The organism is uncultured Roseovarius sp., assembly GCF_913054395.1.
Taxonomy (GTDB): Bacteria; Pseudomonadota; Alphaproteobacteria; order Rhodobacterales; family Rhodobacteraceae; genus Roseovarius.
On record NZ_CAJXIP010000021.1, the window covers coordinates 26,030 to 37,928 of the forward strand.

Below are 11,899 nucleotides of genomic sequence, written 5' to 3' on the forward strand. Positions count from 1 at the left end.
GCCGGATTAAGTTACGGTTGCTCTTGCCCATTTCTTTCGCCACGCCTCGCCATGCCTCGTTCTGAGCCTGATAGACGGCATAGGTTTTCCATCTGCAGCACTGTCATTGCGCAACGATGCGCGGCAGCTTGCAGATTTCCCGGTATAGCGTTTCGACTGGATATTCCCCGTAATTTTCCCCAGCAGTGCGACCGGCATGGGCTTGAATGGCCCCGAGGTATTCTGGAGCAATATCCGCGTTGCGGCCCAATGTCTTGAACCTATGCCGCCACGCATGGTTCGGCCGTATACGCTCATCGGTGATGCCAACGTTGTCTCGCACCCAGACCGCAATCTTGTCCCTCGCGTTGTTTGAGCGCTTCACTGCTTCTGCTGTGGTGGAGGCCCCTGAGTGGAAAAGATAGCCGCTCTTCGCGCTTCTGATAAAGTCCAGAAGGCCAATCTCCTGAAGGTGTGGGTGGACCGGCACGTCCCGATACATACCTGCTTTAACGCTTCCAGCTTCTGGTGTGATGGTGAGTTGCGGAATTCCGTTTATGAAGGTCAGGTCTTCTTTACGAAGCTGGGTTATTTCGCCCGCCCTTGCTCCTGTGTAGGCGCATATCCAAGGCACCCAGCGACACGCCAGTTTGTTGTGGTGTGCCATCTTGGGCGACTGGTCAAAGACTTTGTTCGCCGCAGACAAGACGCGTCTCGCCTCCTCTTCAGTGAAGCCAGACGACCGCGATTTGATCTTCTTGGGAACCTTGATTGTGACGTCTTTTGTCGGGTCGCTTTCTATAAGGAATTTGGAGCGAGCCAGTTGGAAAACTGACTTCACCGCTGCAAGGTATTTCGCTCCAACCGTTTTGGCTGCCAGCCCCTTTTCATGCCGCAAATAGTCCGTCCATTCAGAAATTTCTCGCGGAGAGATGCGCTCAACATCCTCATGACCCAGATAATCTTTGAGGACTTCCAACTTCTGGGCGAAATCCTTGACAGTATTCTCAGTTTTTCCGTTGGCGAGGTGATCTTTCTTCCACCTATCGAAGAGGTCTGAAAGCGTCGGCCCCGAAGCTGACTTTGAGGGCTTCTTTTCCGATGCCCACTCTGGGAACCGATTGGCGTTCGGGTCCGGTGAGAAATCTCCCCGTGACCGCTTGTGCAGTTGTTCGGTGGCTTGTTCCCATGCGCGCTGGATTTCTGTGATCATACGCTTCCGCGATGTCTGATCAGTGGCTATGCCCTCTTCGAACAGGAGCTCATCCACAGTCTCGCCATACCACTGTTCCAACGCTCTTTCGTCGCTCGCCGCCTGCTTGTTCAGTCGGACAACGTGTTCCCAGATCGATGGTTCACCGGGTTCTTCATCCAAGGTTGCCATCAGGCGCTGATAGACCCGTCCTGACAAGCTAACGATTTGCTTAAGTGTTAGTGGTTCTGGTTTCGACCTTAGGGCAGCCCAGCGCCGTTGAATGGCCGCATACTCGATAGCAAAGCGTTCCTTGGCTTCGGCAGGTTCACGCGTTCGCAACGATTTCGACACCTCTTTACGTCCGAAGGAAGCGGTTAGATCAGCCGGGACGCGTACACGGATGTAGTAGATTCCGCTCTTTGGGTCTTTTACAGGACGGGGCATAATCAGGGCCACTGTGTAGGACTCCTGTGTAGGAGTCGGCAAGCGCAAGGCGCTAATTTCGCACAAATATTTGTGTTTATTGGTGTTTTCATGGTGCTGCTGGGGAGGATTGAACTCCCGACCTCGTCATTACCAATGACGCGCTCTACCACTGAGCTACAGCAGCACACTGTGGCGCGCTGATTAGCCCCTAATCGCGCGTGGTGCAAGGGGTAACTGGACGGTTTTTCATCGCTGCTGTAAAGAAGCGGTATGAGCAAAAAGCAATCACAAAAACCCGGCGGGAAACCAGGCCAAAACCGTGAAGACAGGCTAAAATCGGCATTGAAGGCCAATCTTGCCCGGCGTAAGGCCCAAATGCGTGCCCGTACCGATGACAAACCGGACGATCAGGCAACCGGCAATGAGGACAAAGGGTAGAGCAGATGGATTCGATTATCGTTACGGGCAATGGCCCGCTCAAGGGGCAGATCCCGATCGCCGGGGCCAAGAATGCCTGTCTGACGCTGATGCCTGCCACGCTTTTGAGCGAAGAGCCGCTGACCCTGACCAATGCGCCGCGCCTGTCGGACATCAAGACGATGACCACGCTGCTGCAATCGCTTGGCGCCGAGGTGTCGCAGTTGCAGGACGGTCAGGTGCTGGTGATGTCGAGCCATGCGTTGGACAATCACGTCGCCGATTATGACATCGTGCGCAAGATGCGCGCCTCGATCCTTGTGCTGGGTCCGATGCTTGCACGCGACGGGCATGCGGTCGTGTCGCTGCCGGGGGGCTGTGCGATTGGGGCGCGTCCGGTCGATCTTCACCTCAAAGCGCTCGAGGCGATGGGCGCCGAGCTAGAGTTGAAAGACGGCTATGTGCATGCCCGCGCGCCCGGCGGGTTGCGCGGCGGCATGGTGGATTTTCCAATCGTATCGGTCGGGGCCACGGAAAACGCGCTGATGGCGGCAACGCTGGCCAAGGGCACCACGGTGTTGAAAAACGCCGCACGCGAACCCGAGATCGTTGACCTGGCCCACTGCCTGCGCCGCATGGGCGCGCAGATCGAGGGCGAGGGCACACATACCATCACCATTCAGGGCGTTGATCGCCTTGGCGGCGCCACCCATCCGGTTGTGACCGACCGGATCGAGCTTGGCACCTATATGCTGGCCCCTGCCATTTGCGGTGGCGAGGTCGAGCTTTTGGGCGGGCGAATCGACCTTGTCGGTGCGTTCTGCGAAAAACTCGACGCGGCCGGCATCAGCGTCGAGGAAACCGCCAAGGGCCTCAAGGTCAGCCGCAAGAACGGCAAGGTACGGGCGGTCGATGTTGTCACCGAACCCTTCCCCGGCTTTCCCACCGATCTTCAGGCCCAGATGATGGCCCTGATGTGCACCGCTGAGGGCACCTCTGTTCTTGAGGAAAAGATTTTCGAGAACCGCTTCATGCATGCCCCCGAACTTATTCGGATGGGTGCCAATATCGAGGTCCACGGCGGCACGGCCACGGTGAAGGGTGTTGATCGCCTCAAGGGGGCGCCGGTGATGGCGACCGACCTGCGCGCCAGTGTTTCGCTTATTCTGGCGGGACTCGCGGCAGAGGGCGAAACAATCGTCAGCCGGGTCTATCATCTGGATCGCGGATACGAACATGTCGTGCGCAAGCTTGTCGGCGTCGGCGCCAAGATCGAGCGGGTATCGGACAGATGACACGGGACGCAACATTTGAGGACGGGCGCGAGGCCCCGCTGAACCTTGGGGCATTTGACCTTGATGACCTCAAGGTCATCTCGTCGCTGGCGCAGGATGCGGTCTTTCCGATCACCGAAATGACATGGCGTGCCGGTGAACGGCGCTTTGCGCTTTTGGTCAATCGGTTCCGCTGGGAGGATCAGGGTCAGGCCCGCCACGCCCCCGAACGCGTGCAATCGCTTTTGGTGGTCGACAATGTTTTACACATCGCCAGCCAGGGCATCGACCGCAACGATCGCGATACCATCCTGTCGCTTTTGTCGATCACATTCGAGCCCGGCGAAGAAGGCGCGGGCCATGTCCTGTTGACCCTTGCGGGCGACGGCGCGATCCGGCTTGAGATCGAGGCGCTCGAAGTGACGCTAAAGGATGTCACCCGGCCCTATCTCGCACCGTCTCGCAAAGTGCCGGACCACGGCTAACCTTTCTGCACCCCGCCGCGACAGACGTGGAGGGGTGCAGGGTCGGTCATCCGGGCCGAGCGACCCGAACCGTCACTTCTGAATCGATTCCAGATAATACGCGATTGACAGCACACGCCCCCGAATGAGCGTTTCGGCACCATAGGGCCCCGTGTTTTCAACATCCTTCGCAAAGCGCTTGCCCCAGACAGGCATAGGATATCCGTGCCCGCGGGTGCCCTGACGCCCGTCAATCGAGTAAATGACATCAAGCATCGGGAACACACCGTCGTTGGCTGCGGCCAACCCCGTCAGCGCGGGCACCGGTACGGTCATCAGTTCGGCCAGCGGCCCGTCACCGGCGGCACTTGCACCGTGACACGCGGCGCAGGCATCCATGTATTCTTGCTTGCCCAGTTCGTCCGCCTGAACGGCCCCGCCCAGAAGACAGCCCAGAATGGCAATGGAACTTTGCAGCCTGATAAGTTTCAACATGCGTTTCTCCCTTCCACTTATTCGCGCGCATCATCGGATGATGATTCGGTAAGGTATTATCCGTCCGAAAATCCCGATGCTTTTGATCCGGATCAAAGCGGATATGGCGCCCGCCTGCGGCCGGTTGCGCCAATATGTCGGGGGCTGCAGTCGATTGCGGGCCCAATGCCTGCTTGAGGGGCCGGGGCACTCGGGCTATGTCACGCCAGACAGGAGACCCGACATGCCCGTATTCTTGAACGCCACCGATCCCGGCTTTGAAACCCAGTTTCAGACCCTTCTCAGCGCCAAGCGCGAAGACAGCCCCGATGTCGATGATATCGTGGCCGACATCATCAGGGACGTGCGCACGCGCGGCGATCAGGCAGTGATCGAGCTTACGGGGAAATTCGACCGTCTGGATCTGACGCCGGAGACATTGCGATTTTCACCCGAAGAGATGGCCGATCTGGTCGCGCAGGTTCCGGATGGCGAGCGCGCCGCACTTGAACTCGCCGCAGATCGTATTCGCGCCTATCACACCCGCCAATTGCCCGCGGATCAAAGCTGGACCGAAGACAACGGCGCGACGCTTGGCTGGCGCTGGACTCCGGTCAGCGCCGCCGGGCTTTACGTGCCCGGTGGGCTTGCGTCCTATCCGTCTTCGGTGTTGATGAACGCGATTCCGGCCAAGGTGGCGGGGGTGGAACGTCTGGCGATCGTGGTCCCGACACCCGATGGCTGCGCCAATCCGCTTGTCCTTCTGGCCGCACAGATCGCGGGGGTCGATGAGGTTTACCGCATCGGCGGCGCCCAGGCGATTGCCGCGCTCGCCTATGGCACCGAAACCATCGCCCCGGTCGACAAGATCACCGGCCCCGGCAATGCCTTTGTCGCCGCCGCCAAGCGCAGAGTGTTCGGCAAGGTCGGGATCGACATGATCGCCGGACCCTCCGAGATTCTGGTGATTGCCGACGCCGGGCAGAACGCCGACTGGATCGCACTTGATATGCTAAGTCAGGCCGAGCATGACGAAAGCGCGCAATCCCTTCTGATCACCGATGACGCCGAGCTTGCGAACGCCGTGAGCGCCGCGATCGAGCGCCACCTGGAAACGCTGGAACGCCGCGCCATTGCCGGGGCAAGCTGGCGCGACTTCGGGGCGATCATCCTTGTGCCCGACCTCGATCGCGCCGCGGACCTGAGCAACCGGATCGCGCCCGAACATCTTGAGCTGTGCGTGAACGACCCCGATGCCCTGTCGGAGAAAATCACCCACGCGGGGGCGATTTTCCTTGGGGCATGGACGCCCGAGGCGATTGGCGATTACGTGGGTGGACCCAATCACGTGCTTCCGACCGCACGTTCTGCGCGGTTCTCAAGCGGCCTGTCGGTGATGGATTTCCTCAAGCGCACGACGCTGGCGAAAATGACGCCCGAAGCATTGCGCGCGATTGGCCCGGCGGCGGAAACCCTGGCCAAAAGCGAAAGCCTTGAGGCGCATGGCATGTCGGTACGTGCGCGGCTGGACCATCTCAACGACTAGGGTGTAAAACCGGCTGGTCACCGCGTGCAGCGGGCCGAATTCACCAAACCGGCGGCAGTTTGACGCTTACCGGGGCCAAACAGGCCCTTTCGCCCGAACCACCCGCCGCCTATAAGTGCCAGCGGCACCCGACCCCGAGTCGCGGTGCTTTTACTTCTATTTTCACGACGGGACGCGCGCGCACATGTCGATCTTTCACAAAATTCCCAGTCTCTTTTCTGCGGATATGGCAATTGACCTCGGCACGGCGAATACCCTGGTCTATGTCAAGGGGCGCGGCATCATCCTGTCGGAACCTTCGGTCGTGGCCTATCATGTCAAGGACGGCGTGCGCAAAGTGCTGGCCGTTGGCGAAGATGCAAAACTGATGCTTGGGCGCACCCCCGGCAGCATCGAGGCGATCCGTCCGATGCGCGAAGGCGTGATTGCCGATTTTGACACCGCCGAGGCGATGATCAAACATTTCATCCGCAAGGTGCACAAACGCTCGACCTTTTCCAAACCCAAGATCATCGTCTGTGTGCCCCATGGCGCCACCCCGGTTGAAAAGCGCGCGATTCGCCAATCGGTGCTGTCGGCGGGTGCGCGACGCGCAGGCCTTATCGCGGAACCGATTGCGGCGGCGATCGGTGCGGGCATGCCGATCACCGATCCGACCGGCAACATGGTCGTGGATATCGGCGGCGGAACCACCGAGGTGGCGGTTCTGTCCCTTGGCGATATCGTCTACGCCCGCTCGGTCCGGGTGGGTGGCGACCGGATGGACGAGGCGATCATCAACTACCTGCGCCGCCAACAAAACCTTCTGGTCGGCGAATCCACCGCCGAGCGGATCAAGACGAGCATCGGCACCGCGCGCATGCCGGACGACGGACGCGGCGCCTCGATGCAGGTGCGCGGCCGCGATCTATTGAACGGTGTGCCGAAGGAAACCGAAATCAGCCAGGCGCAGGTCGCCGAGGCGCTTGCCGAACCGGTACAGCAAATCTGCGAGGCGGTGATGACCGCGCTTGAAGCCACCCCGCCCGATCTTGCCGCCGACATCGTTGATCGCGGCGTGATGCTCACCGGGGGCGGTGCCCTTTTGGGGGATCTTGATCTTGCCCTGCGCGAGCAGACCGGGCTTGCTGTTTCCATCGCCGACGACAGCCTGAATTGCGTGGCCCTTGGCACCGGCAAGGCGCTGGAATTCGAAAAGCAATTGCGCCACGCGATTGACTACGACAGCTAAGACGCCCACCTTTTCCTAAAAGGGGACCCTTTGGCAAAAGACCGTGGACAAGGCGACGATTACACCGGCCCGCTCAAGCGTTTGCTTTTGGGGGTCGTTTTGCTGTGTCTTCTGGGGCTTTTCCTTGTCTGGCGGATCGACAGCCCGCGCGTCGAACGGTTTCGCGCCCAGGTCGTCGACCGCGTCGTGCCGAGCTTTGACTGGGCGATGGCGCCGGTCACCGGGGCGGTCAATATCCTGCGCGATTTCCAGAGCTATCAGCGCATGTATCACCAGAACCAGGAATTGCGCCGCGAGTTGCAGCAGATGAAGGCCTGGAAAGAGGCGGCGCTTCAGCTTGAACAGGAAAACGCCCGGCTGCTTGATCTCAACAACGTGCAGCTTGACCCGCGGCTGACCTTTGTCACCGGTGTGGTGATGGCCGACAGCGGATCGCCGTTTCGCCAATCGGTGCTGATCAATGTCGGTGCGCGCGATGGCATCATGGATGGCTGGGCGGCGATGGACGGGCTTGGCCTTGTCGGACGGATTTCCGGCGTCGGGCGCAATACCGCGCGGGTGATCCTTTTGACCGACACCTCAAGCCGCGTCCCGGTCACGATTCAGCCCTCTGGACAACAGGCCCTGTTGATCGGCGACAATAGCGCGGCCCCCCCCGTCGACTTTATCGAGAACCCGGATCAGGTGCGCCCCGGCGACCGGATTCTGACCTCGGGCGATGGCGGGGTGTTTCCCGCCGGCCTGTTGGTGGGCCAGCTTGCCGAAGATCCCGGTGGGCGTATGCGGCTGCGCATTGCCGCCGATTACGAGCGGCTTGAATTCCTGCGCGTGCTGCGCAGTTACGGCCACGAGGACCTGACCGACCCCGGCCAGCTGATTGCGCCGGTCCAATTGCCTCAGGAAGCGGCGCCCGAGGGGGCCCAGGCGGTGGAGGCAGGCAATGGCTGATCGTTTCATCCACCGCTACTGGCTGATGCGCGCGCTGTATCTTCTGATATGTATCTTTTTGATATTCATGCACCTTTTGCCACTTGATACGCGACCGTCCAACTGGACCGGGCCCGATCTTGTGCTGGCGCTCACCTTTGCCTGGGTGTTGCGCCGTCCGGAGTATGTGCCGGTTCTGCTGATCGCGGTGGTAGCGCTTGGCATGGATCTCTTGTTCCAGCGCCCACCGGGCCTTTGGGCGGCCTGCGTCGTGATGGGGGCCGAGACCCTGCGCAACCGCGCGCCGATGCTGCGCGACCTGAGCTTTTTCGCCGAATGGGCCTCGGTGGCAAGCACGATGGTGCTGATCACGCTGGCCTATCGCGTGGTCCTGTCGGTGCTCATGGTCGATCAGGCGCCACTTGGGCTTAGCCTGATGCAGCTTTTGTTCACACTGATGGTCTATCCGGTGGTCGCCGTTGCGTCGCACACCCTGATGGGGGTCCGCAGGGCCAGCCCGCGCGACCTTGATGCAAACGGCAGACGGATATGAGACGTCCGGGGCGCGATACCGCTGAAAGCCAGCGGCGCATAACCCGGCGCGGCCTTGTCGTGGGCGGGCTGATGGCTGGTGTCATGGGCGTTCTGGCGCTGCGCATGCGCTATATGCAGGTCGAACAGGCCGATCAGTTCCGCCTTCTGGCCGATGAAAACCGGATCAACATCCAGCTGATTCCGCCAACCCGCGGCCGCCTGTTTGACCGCAACGGCGCGGTGATCGCCGAAAACGTGCCAAGCTACCGCATCACCATGACCCGCGAACAGGCCGGTGACGTGGATGCGGTGATCGCACGGCTGGCCAAGCTGGTCGAACTGGACCCTGACGAGTTGGAGCGCGCCCGCCGCGATCTTGGCGAATTGCGTGGCGACACGCCCGTCACCATCGCCGACCGTGTAAGCTGGAGCGCGATAAGCCGGGTCGCGGTCAATGCCCCCGCTCTGCCCGGTGTCCTGCCCGAGGTCGGCCTGTCGCGGCGCTATCCGGCAACCAATGATTACGCGCATGTTGTCGGCTATGTAGGGACGGTCAGCGACAAGGACATTGAACGGATCGACGCGCCGGAACAGCTTTTGCGCTTGCCCCGGTTCCAGATCGGCAAGATCGGACTGGAGGCCAAGCGGGAAAACCTGCTGCGCGGCAGCGCCGGCACCCGCCGCGTCGAGGTGAACGCCGCAGGCCGGGTCATGCGCGAACTTGACCGTCAGGAAGGCCAGCCCGGCGCCGACATGCAGCTGACGCTGGACAACAACCTGCAATCTTACACCAATGCGCGCCTTGAAGGCGAAAGCGCGGCGGCGGTGGTGATTGACTGCGACACCGGCGACCTTCTGGCCTGCGCCTCGGCGCCAAGCTATGATCCCAACCTTTTCGTGCGCGGCATTTCGGTGTCCGATTACAAGGCCTTGCTTGACGATCCCTATCGCCCTCTGCCCAATAAGGCGGTGCAGGGCATCTACCCGCCCGGATCGACCTTCAAGATGGTCACCGCACTGGCGGCGCTTGAGGACGGGCAGATCGCACTTGATGACACGGTCTATTGCCCCGGCTACACGGAAATCAGCGGTCGCCGCTTTCACTGCTGGAAGCGCGGCGGGCATGGCAATGTCGACCTGCATCGCTCGCTGCGCGAAAGCTGTGACATCTATTACTATGACCTAGCCGTACGCACCGGCATCGAAAAGATAAGCGCGATGGCAGAGCGGCTTGGGCTTGGGGTTCAGTTTGACCTGCCGATGACCAGCGTTGCCAAGGGCCTTGCCCCGACGCGCGAGTGGAAACAGGCAAACCGGGGCCAGCCATGGGTGATCGGCGACAGTGTGAACACCGCCATCGGTCAGGGCTTTGTTCTGGCCTCGCCCCTGCAATTGGCGGTCATGACAGCGCGGATCGCCACTAGTCGGGCGGTGACGCCTCGCCTGATCAAGTCAATCGACGGGGTTGAACAGCCCACTGGGCATGGCGACACGCTCGGGCTTAACGAAAACCTCATGCGCGAGGTCCGCAAGGCGATGTTCGCCGTCTCCAACAGCAACCGCGGCACCGCCTATCGCAGCCGCATCATCGACGATGCCTTTCGCATGGCGGGCAAGACCGGCACAAGCCAGGTGCGCAATATCACCGCGAACGAGCGCGCCAGCGGCGTGGTCAACAACCGTGATTTGCCGTGGGAGCGGCGTGATCATGCGCTGTTCGTCAACTTTGCGCCGTTTGACGCGCCAAAGATAGCTGTCGCCGTGGTTGTGGAACATGGCGGCGGGGGATCAACCGCCGCCGCGCCGATTGCCCGCGATATCACCCTTCAGGCGCTCTATGGCGAAGACCCGCCGCTAGAGGCCTATCCCGCCGCAGACCGCAGCCGGATCAAGGCGCTTCAGGAAAAACTGCGCCGTGCGCGCCCCCAAGCGGGACCGGACGGGAAAGATCGCGCATGAGCTATCTTGAATATACCGTCAAGACCACGCCGAGCGGGCCGGGCAAGGTGCTTCACCTCAACTGGCCCCTCGTAGTCCTGTTGGTGGCGGTGGCCGGGGTCGGCTTCCTGATGCTTTATTCGGTCGCGGGCGGGTCGCTCTCGCCATGGGCAGAACCGCAGATGAAACGGTTTGCGCTCGGCTTTGCCGTCATGCTGACCGTGGCGATGGTGCCGATCTGGTTCTGGCGCAATATGTCTCTGCTCGCCTATCTGGTCTCGCTGGCCTTGTTGATTGCCGTGGCCCTGTTGGGAGTGCGCACGCGCCGCTGTCTCATTACTACCGAGATCGATGATGACCATTTGGGCTCTCAGACTTTGGGTGCGTCTTAATTCCGTTCCATGCATTTGAGGTTTACGAACATCGTGGTGACTACGATCTGCCTAGATCGCGGTCACTATCTCTCTTTCCTTCCAATCAAAGTCCATGCCGGAACTCAGGACACTCCATGCGATCCGGGCCAGTTTGTTGGCCAATGCGACTGCGGCCTTGTTGTGGGGCATGCGTGCCTTGACGCCTCTCAGCCATGGCCCCAATCCTAGAGCATCCCAGCGGTGTGGGCGCATCAATATGACATTGGCGGCCTGCACCAAAAGCATCCTGAGATAGCCGTTGCCGCGCTTGCTGATCCGACCAAGGATTGTCCGCCCTCCGGTGCTGAACTGACGCGGAACGAGGCCGAGCCAGGCCGCAAAATCACGACCTCTGTCGAAGACCTCACCCTTGCCAATGGCAGCCACGATAGCTGTCGAGATCAGTGGACCTATCCCTGGAATGGTCATTATGTTCGTGCTGTTTTCCTCTGACTTACTGATCTCTTCAATCTCTGCCGAGATTGCTTTGATCCTCTCATCGACCCAAAGCCAATCGCCATATAGCCCCAAGAGCGTGCTGCGCATCCGTGGCGAGATTTCATCGCGCCGGTTTTCAAGAATTGCCTCAAACGAACCCTGCAACCTATGCCGCCCAGCCCGCACTGTTATTCCTTGCTCGATCAGGAACGCCCGGATCTGATTGATCGTAGCAGTGCGGCGGGCCACCAGCCTCGACCGGACACGATGCATTGCCTGCAAATCCAACTGGTCCTGGCTTTTCTCAGTGACCGTCCGCAGGTTCGGTCGCATGGCGGCCTCAGCGATGGCCTCCGCATCATTGTAATCGTTCTTTTGCCCCTTGTTGAACGGTGTCACATAGATCGCCGGGATAATCCGAGGCTCAAAACCAAGCTCTCGTAGCATACGGCTGACAAAATGCGCGCTCATGCAGGCTTCCATGCCAACGACACAGCGTGGCAGCGCATCAAAAGTCGCTTTCAACGCCAACCTTCTAATTTTCTTACGCAAAACTCGTTGGCCTGCGTCATCAAAGCCGACCAGGTGGAACGTGTCTTTGCCAATATCGACGCCAATGACGGCGATCTCATCGATGTCTTCC

The 11,899-nt window shown here is 60.4% G+C and carries 11 protein-coding genes, 1 tRNA gene and 1 pseudogene; 9 read left to right on the forward strand and 4 right to left on the reverse strand.

The window, feature by feature from the left end:
- Window positions 1-103: 103 nt before the first annotated feature.
- Window positions 104-1,630: a DUF6538 domain-containing protein gene (locus QZ522_RS05015; protein ID WP_294608307.1), complete on the reverse strand. Its 1,527-nt coding sequence runs from the start codon at window positions 1,628-1,630 to the stop codon at window positions 104-106.
- 79 nt (window positions 1,631-1,709) lie between these two features.
- Window positions 1,710-1,784, reverse strand: a tRNA-Thr gene (locus QZ522_RS05020).
- Between the two features lie 86 nt (window positions 1,785-1,870).
- On the opposite strand from QZ522_RS05020, the gene QZ522_RS05025 reads away from it, so the two are divergent.
- Genes QZ522_RS05025 through QZ522_RS05035 form a run of 3 tightly spaced genes read left to right on the forward strand, consistent with a single transcriptional unit; the run spans window position 1,871 to window position 3,776 of the window.
- Window positions 1,871-2,038, forward strand: coding sequence for a hypothetical protein (locus QZ522_RS05025; protein ID WP_294608309.1), 168 nt, complete (start codon window positions 1,871-1,873; stop codon window positions 2,036-2,038).
- Between the two features lie 5 nt (window positions 2,039-2,043).
- Complete coding sequence (gene murA, locus QZ522_RS05030) at window positions 2,044-3,312, forward strand: UDP-N-acetylglucosamine 1-carboxyvinyltransferase (protein ID WP_294608310.1); 1,269 nt, start codon at window positions 2,044-2,046, stop codon at window positions 3,310-3,312.
- Window positions 3,309-3,776, forward strand: coding sequence for a DUF2948 family protein (locus tag QZ522_RS05035; protein ID WP_294608311.1), 468 nt, complete (start codon window positions 3,309-3,311; stop codon window positions 3,774-3,776). The genes murA and QZ522_RS05035 overlap by 4 nt, the downstream gene beginning before the upstream one ends.
- A gap of 72 nt (window positions 3,777-3,848) precedes the next feature.
- Here QZ522_RS05035 and QZ522_RS05040 read toward each other — a convergent pair whose 3' ends face one another.
- A complete protein-coding gene (locus QZ522_RS05040; RefSeq protein ID WP_294608312.1) occupies window positions 3,849-4,250 on the reverse strand; it encodes a c-type cytochrome in 402 nt (133 codons plus the stop codon).
- Window positions 4,251-4,473: 223 nt separating this feature from the next.
- Here QZ522_RS05040 and hisD point away from each other — a divergent pair, with 223 nt between their 5' ends.
- The 6 genes and pseudogenes from hisD to QZ522_RS05070 form a co-directional block, all read left to right on the forward strand.
- Window positions 4,474-5,775, forward strand: a complete 1,302-nt coding sequence (gene hisD, locus QZ522_RS05045) for a histidinol dehydrogenase (RefSeq protein ID WP_294608313.1) — start codon at window positions 4,474-4,476, stop codon at window positions 5,773-5,775.
- Between the two features lie 184 nt (window positions 5,776-5,959).
- On the forward strand, window positions 5,960-7,006 hold the full coding sequence (locus QZ522_RS05050) for a rod shape-determining protein (RefSeq protein WP_294608314.1): 1,047 nt from the start codon (window positions 5,960-5,962) through the stop codon (window positions 7,004-7,006).
- Window positions 7,007-7,036: 30 nt separating this feature from the next.
- On the forward strand, window positions 7,037-7,954 hold the full coding sequence (mreC, locus tag QZ522_RS05055) for a rod shape-determining protein MreC (protein WP_294608315.1): 918 nt from the start codon (window positions 7,037-7,039) through the stop codon (window positions 7,952-7,954).
- A complete protein-coding gene (locus QZ522_RS05060; RefSeq protein WP_294608316.1) occupies window positions 7,947-8,486 on the forward strand; it encodes a rod shape-determining protein MreD in 540 nt (179 codons plus the stop codon). Before mreC ends, QZ522_RS05060 begins: the two co-directional genes overlap by 8 nt.
- A complete protein-coding gene (gene mrdA, locus QZ522_RS05065; protein WP_294608317.1) occupies window positions 8,483-10,426 on the forward strand; it encodes a penicillin-binding protein 2 in 1,944 nt (647 codons plus the stop codon). The genes QZ522_RS05060 and mrdA overlap by 4 nt, the downstream gene beginning before the upstream one ends.
- A pseudogene (locus QZ522_RS05070) lies at window positions 10,423-10,734 on the forward strand (rod shape-determining protein RodA); the annotation flags it as partial. The gene mrdA and the pseudogene QZ522_RS05070, both read left to right, overlap by 4 nt.
- 114 nt (window positions 10,735-10,848) lie before the next feature.
- Here the strand turns inward: QZ522_RS05070 and QZ522_RS05075 are convergent.
- Window positions 10,849-11,892 (reverse strand): IS110 family transposase, encoded by a 1,044-nt coding sequence (locus QZ522_RS05075; RefSeq protein ID WP_294608319.1) that lies wholly within the window; start codon window positions 11,890-11,892, stop codon window positions 10,849-10,851.
- Between the last annotated feature and the right edge of the window lie 7 nt (window positions 11,893-11,899).

Coding starts and splice junctions, on each gene's coding strand:
- QZ522_RS05025 (WP_294608309.1), top strand. CDS start 1,871: ATGAGCAAAAAGCAATCACAAAAACCCGGCGGGAAACCAGGCCAAAAC.
- murA (WP_294608310.1), top strand. CDS start 2,044: ATGGATTCGATTATCGTTACGGGCAATGGCCCGCTCAAGGGGCAGATC.
- QZ522_RS05040 (WP_294608312.1), bottom strand. CDS start 4,250: ATGTTGAAACTTATCAGGCTGCAAAGTTCCATTGCCATTCTGGGCTGT.
- QZ522_RS05060 (WP_294608316.1), top strand. CDS start 7,947: ATGGCTGATCGTTTCATCCACCGCTACTGGCTGATGCGCGCGCTGTAT.
- hisD (WP_294608313.1), top strand. CDS start 4,474: ATGCCCGTATTCTTGAACGCCACCGATCCCGGCTTTGAAACCCAGTTT.
- QZ522_RS05035 (WP_294608311.1), top strand. CDS start 3,309: ATGACACGGGACGCAACATTTGAGGACGGGCGCGAGGCCCCGCTGAAC.
- QZ522_RS05050 (WP_294608314.1), top strand. CDS start 5,960: ATGTCGATCTTTCACAAAATTCCCAGTCTCTTTTCTGCGGATATGGCA.
- mrdA (WP_294608317.1), top strand. CDS start 8,483: ATGAGACGTCCGGGGCGCGATACCGCTGAAAGCCAGCGGCGCATAACC.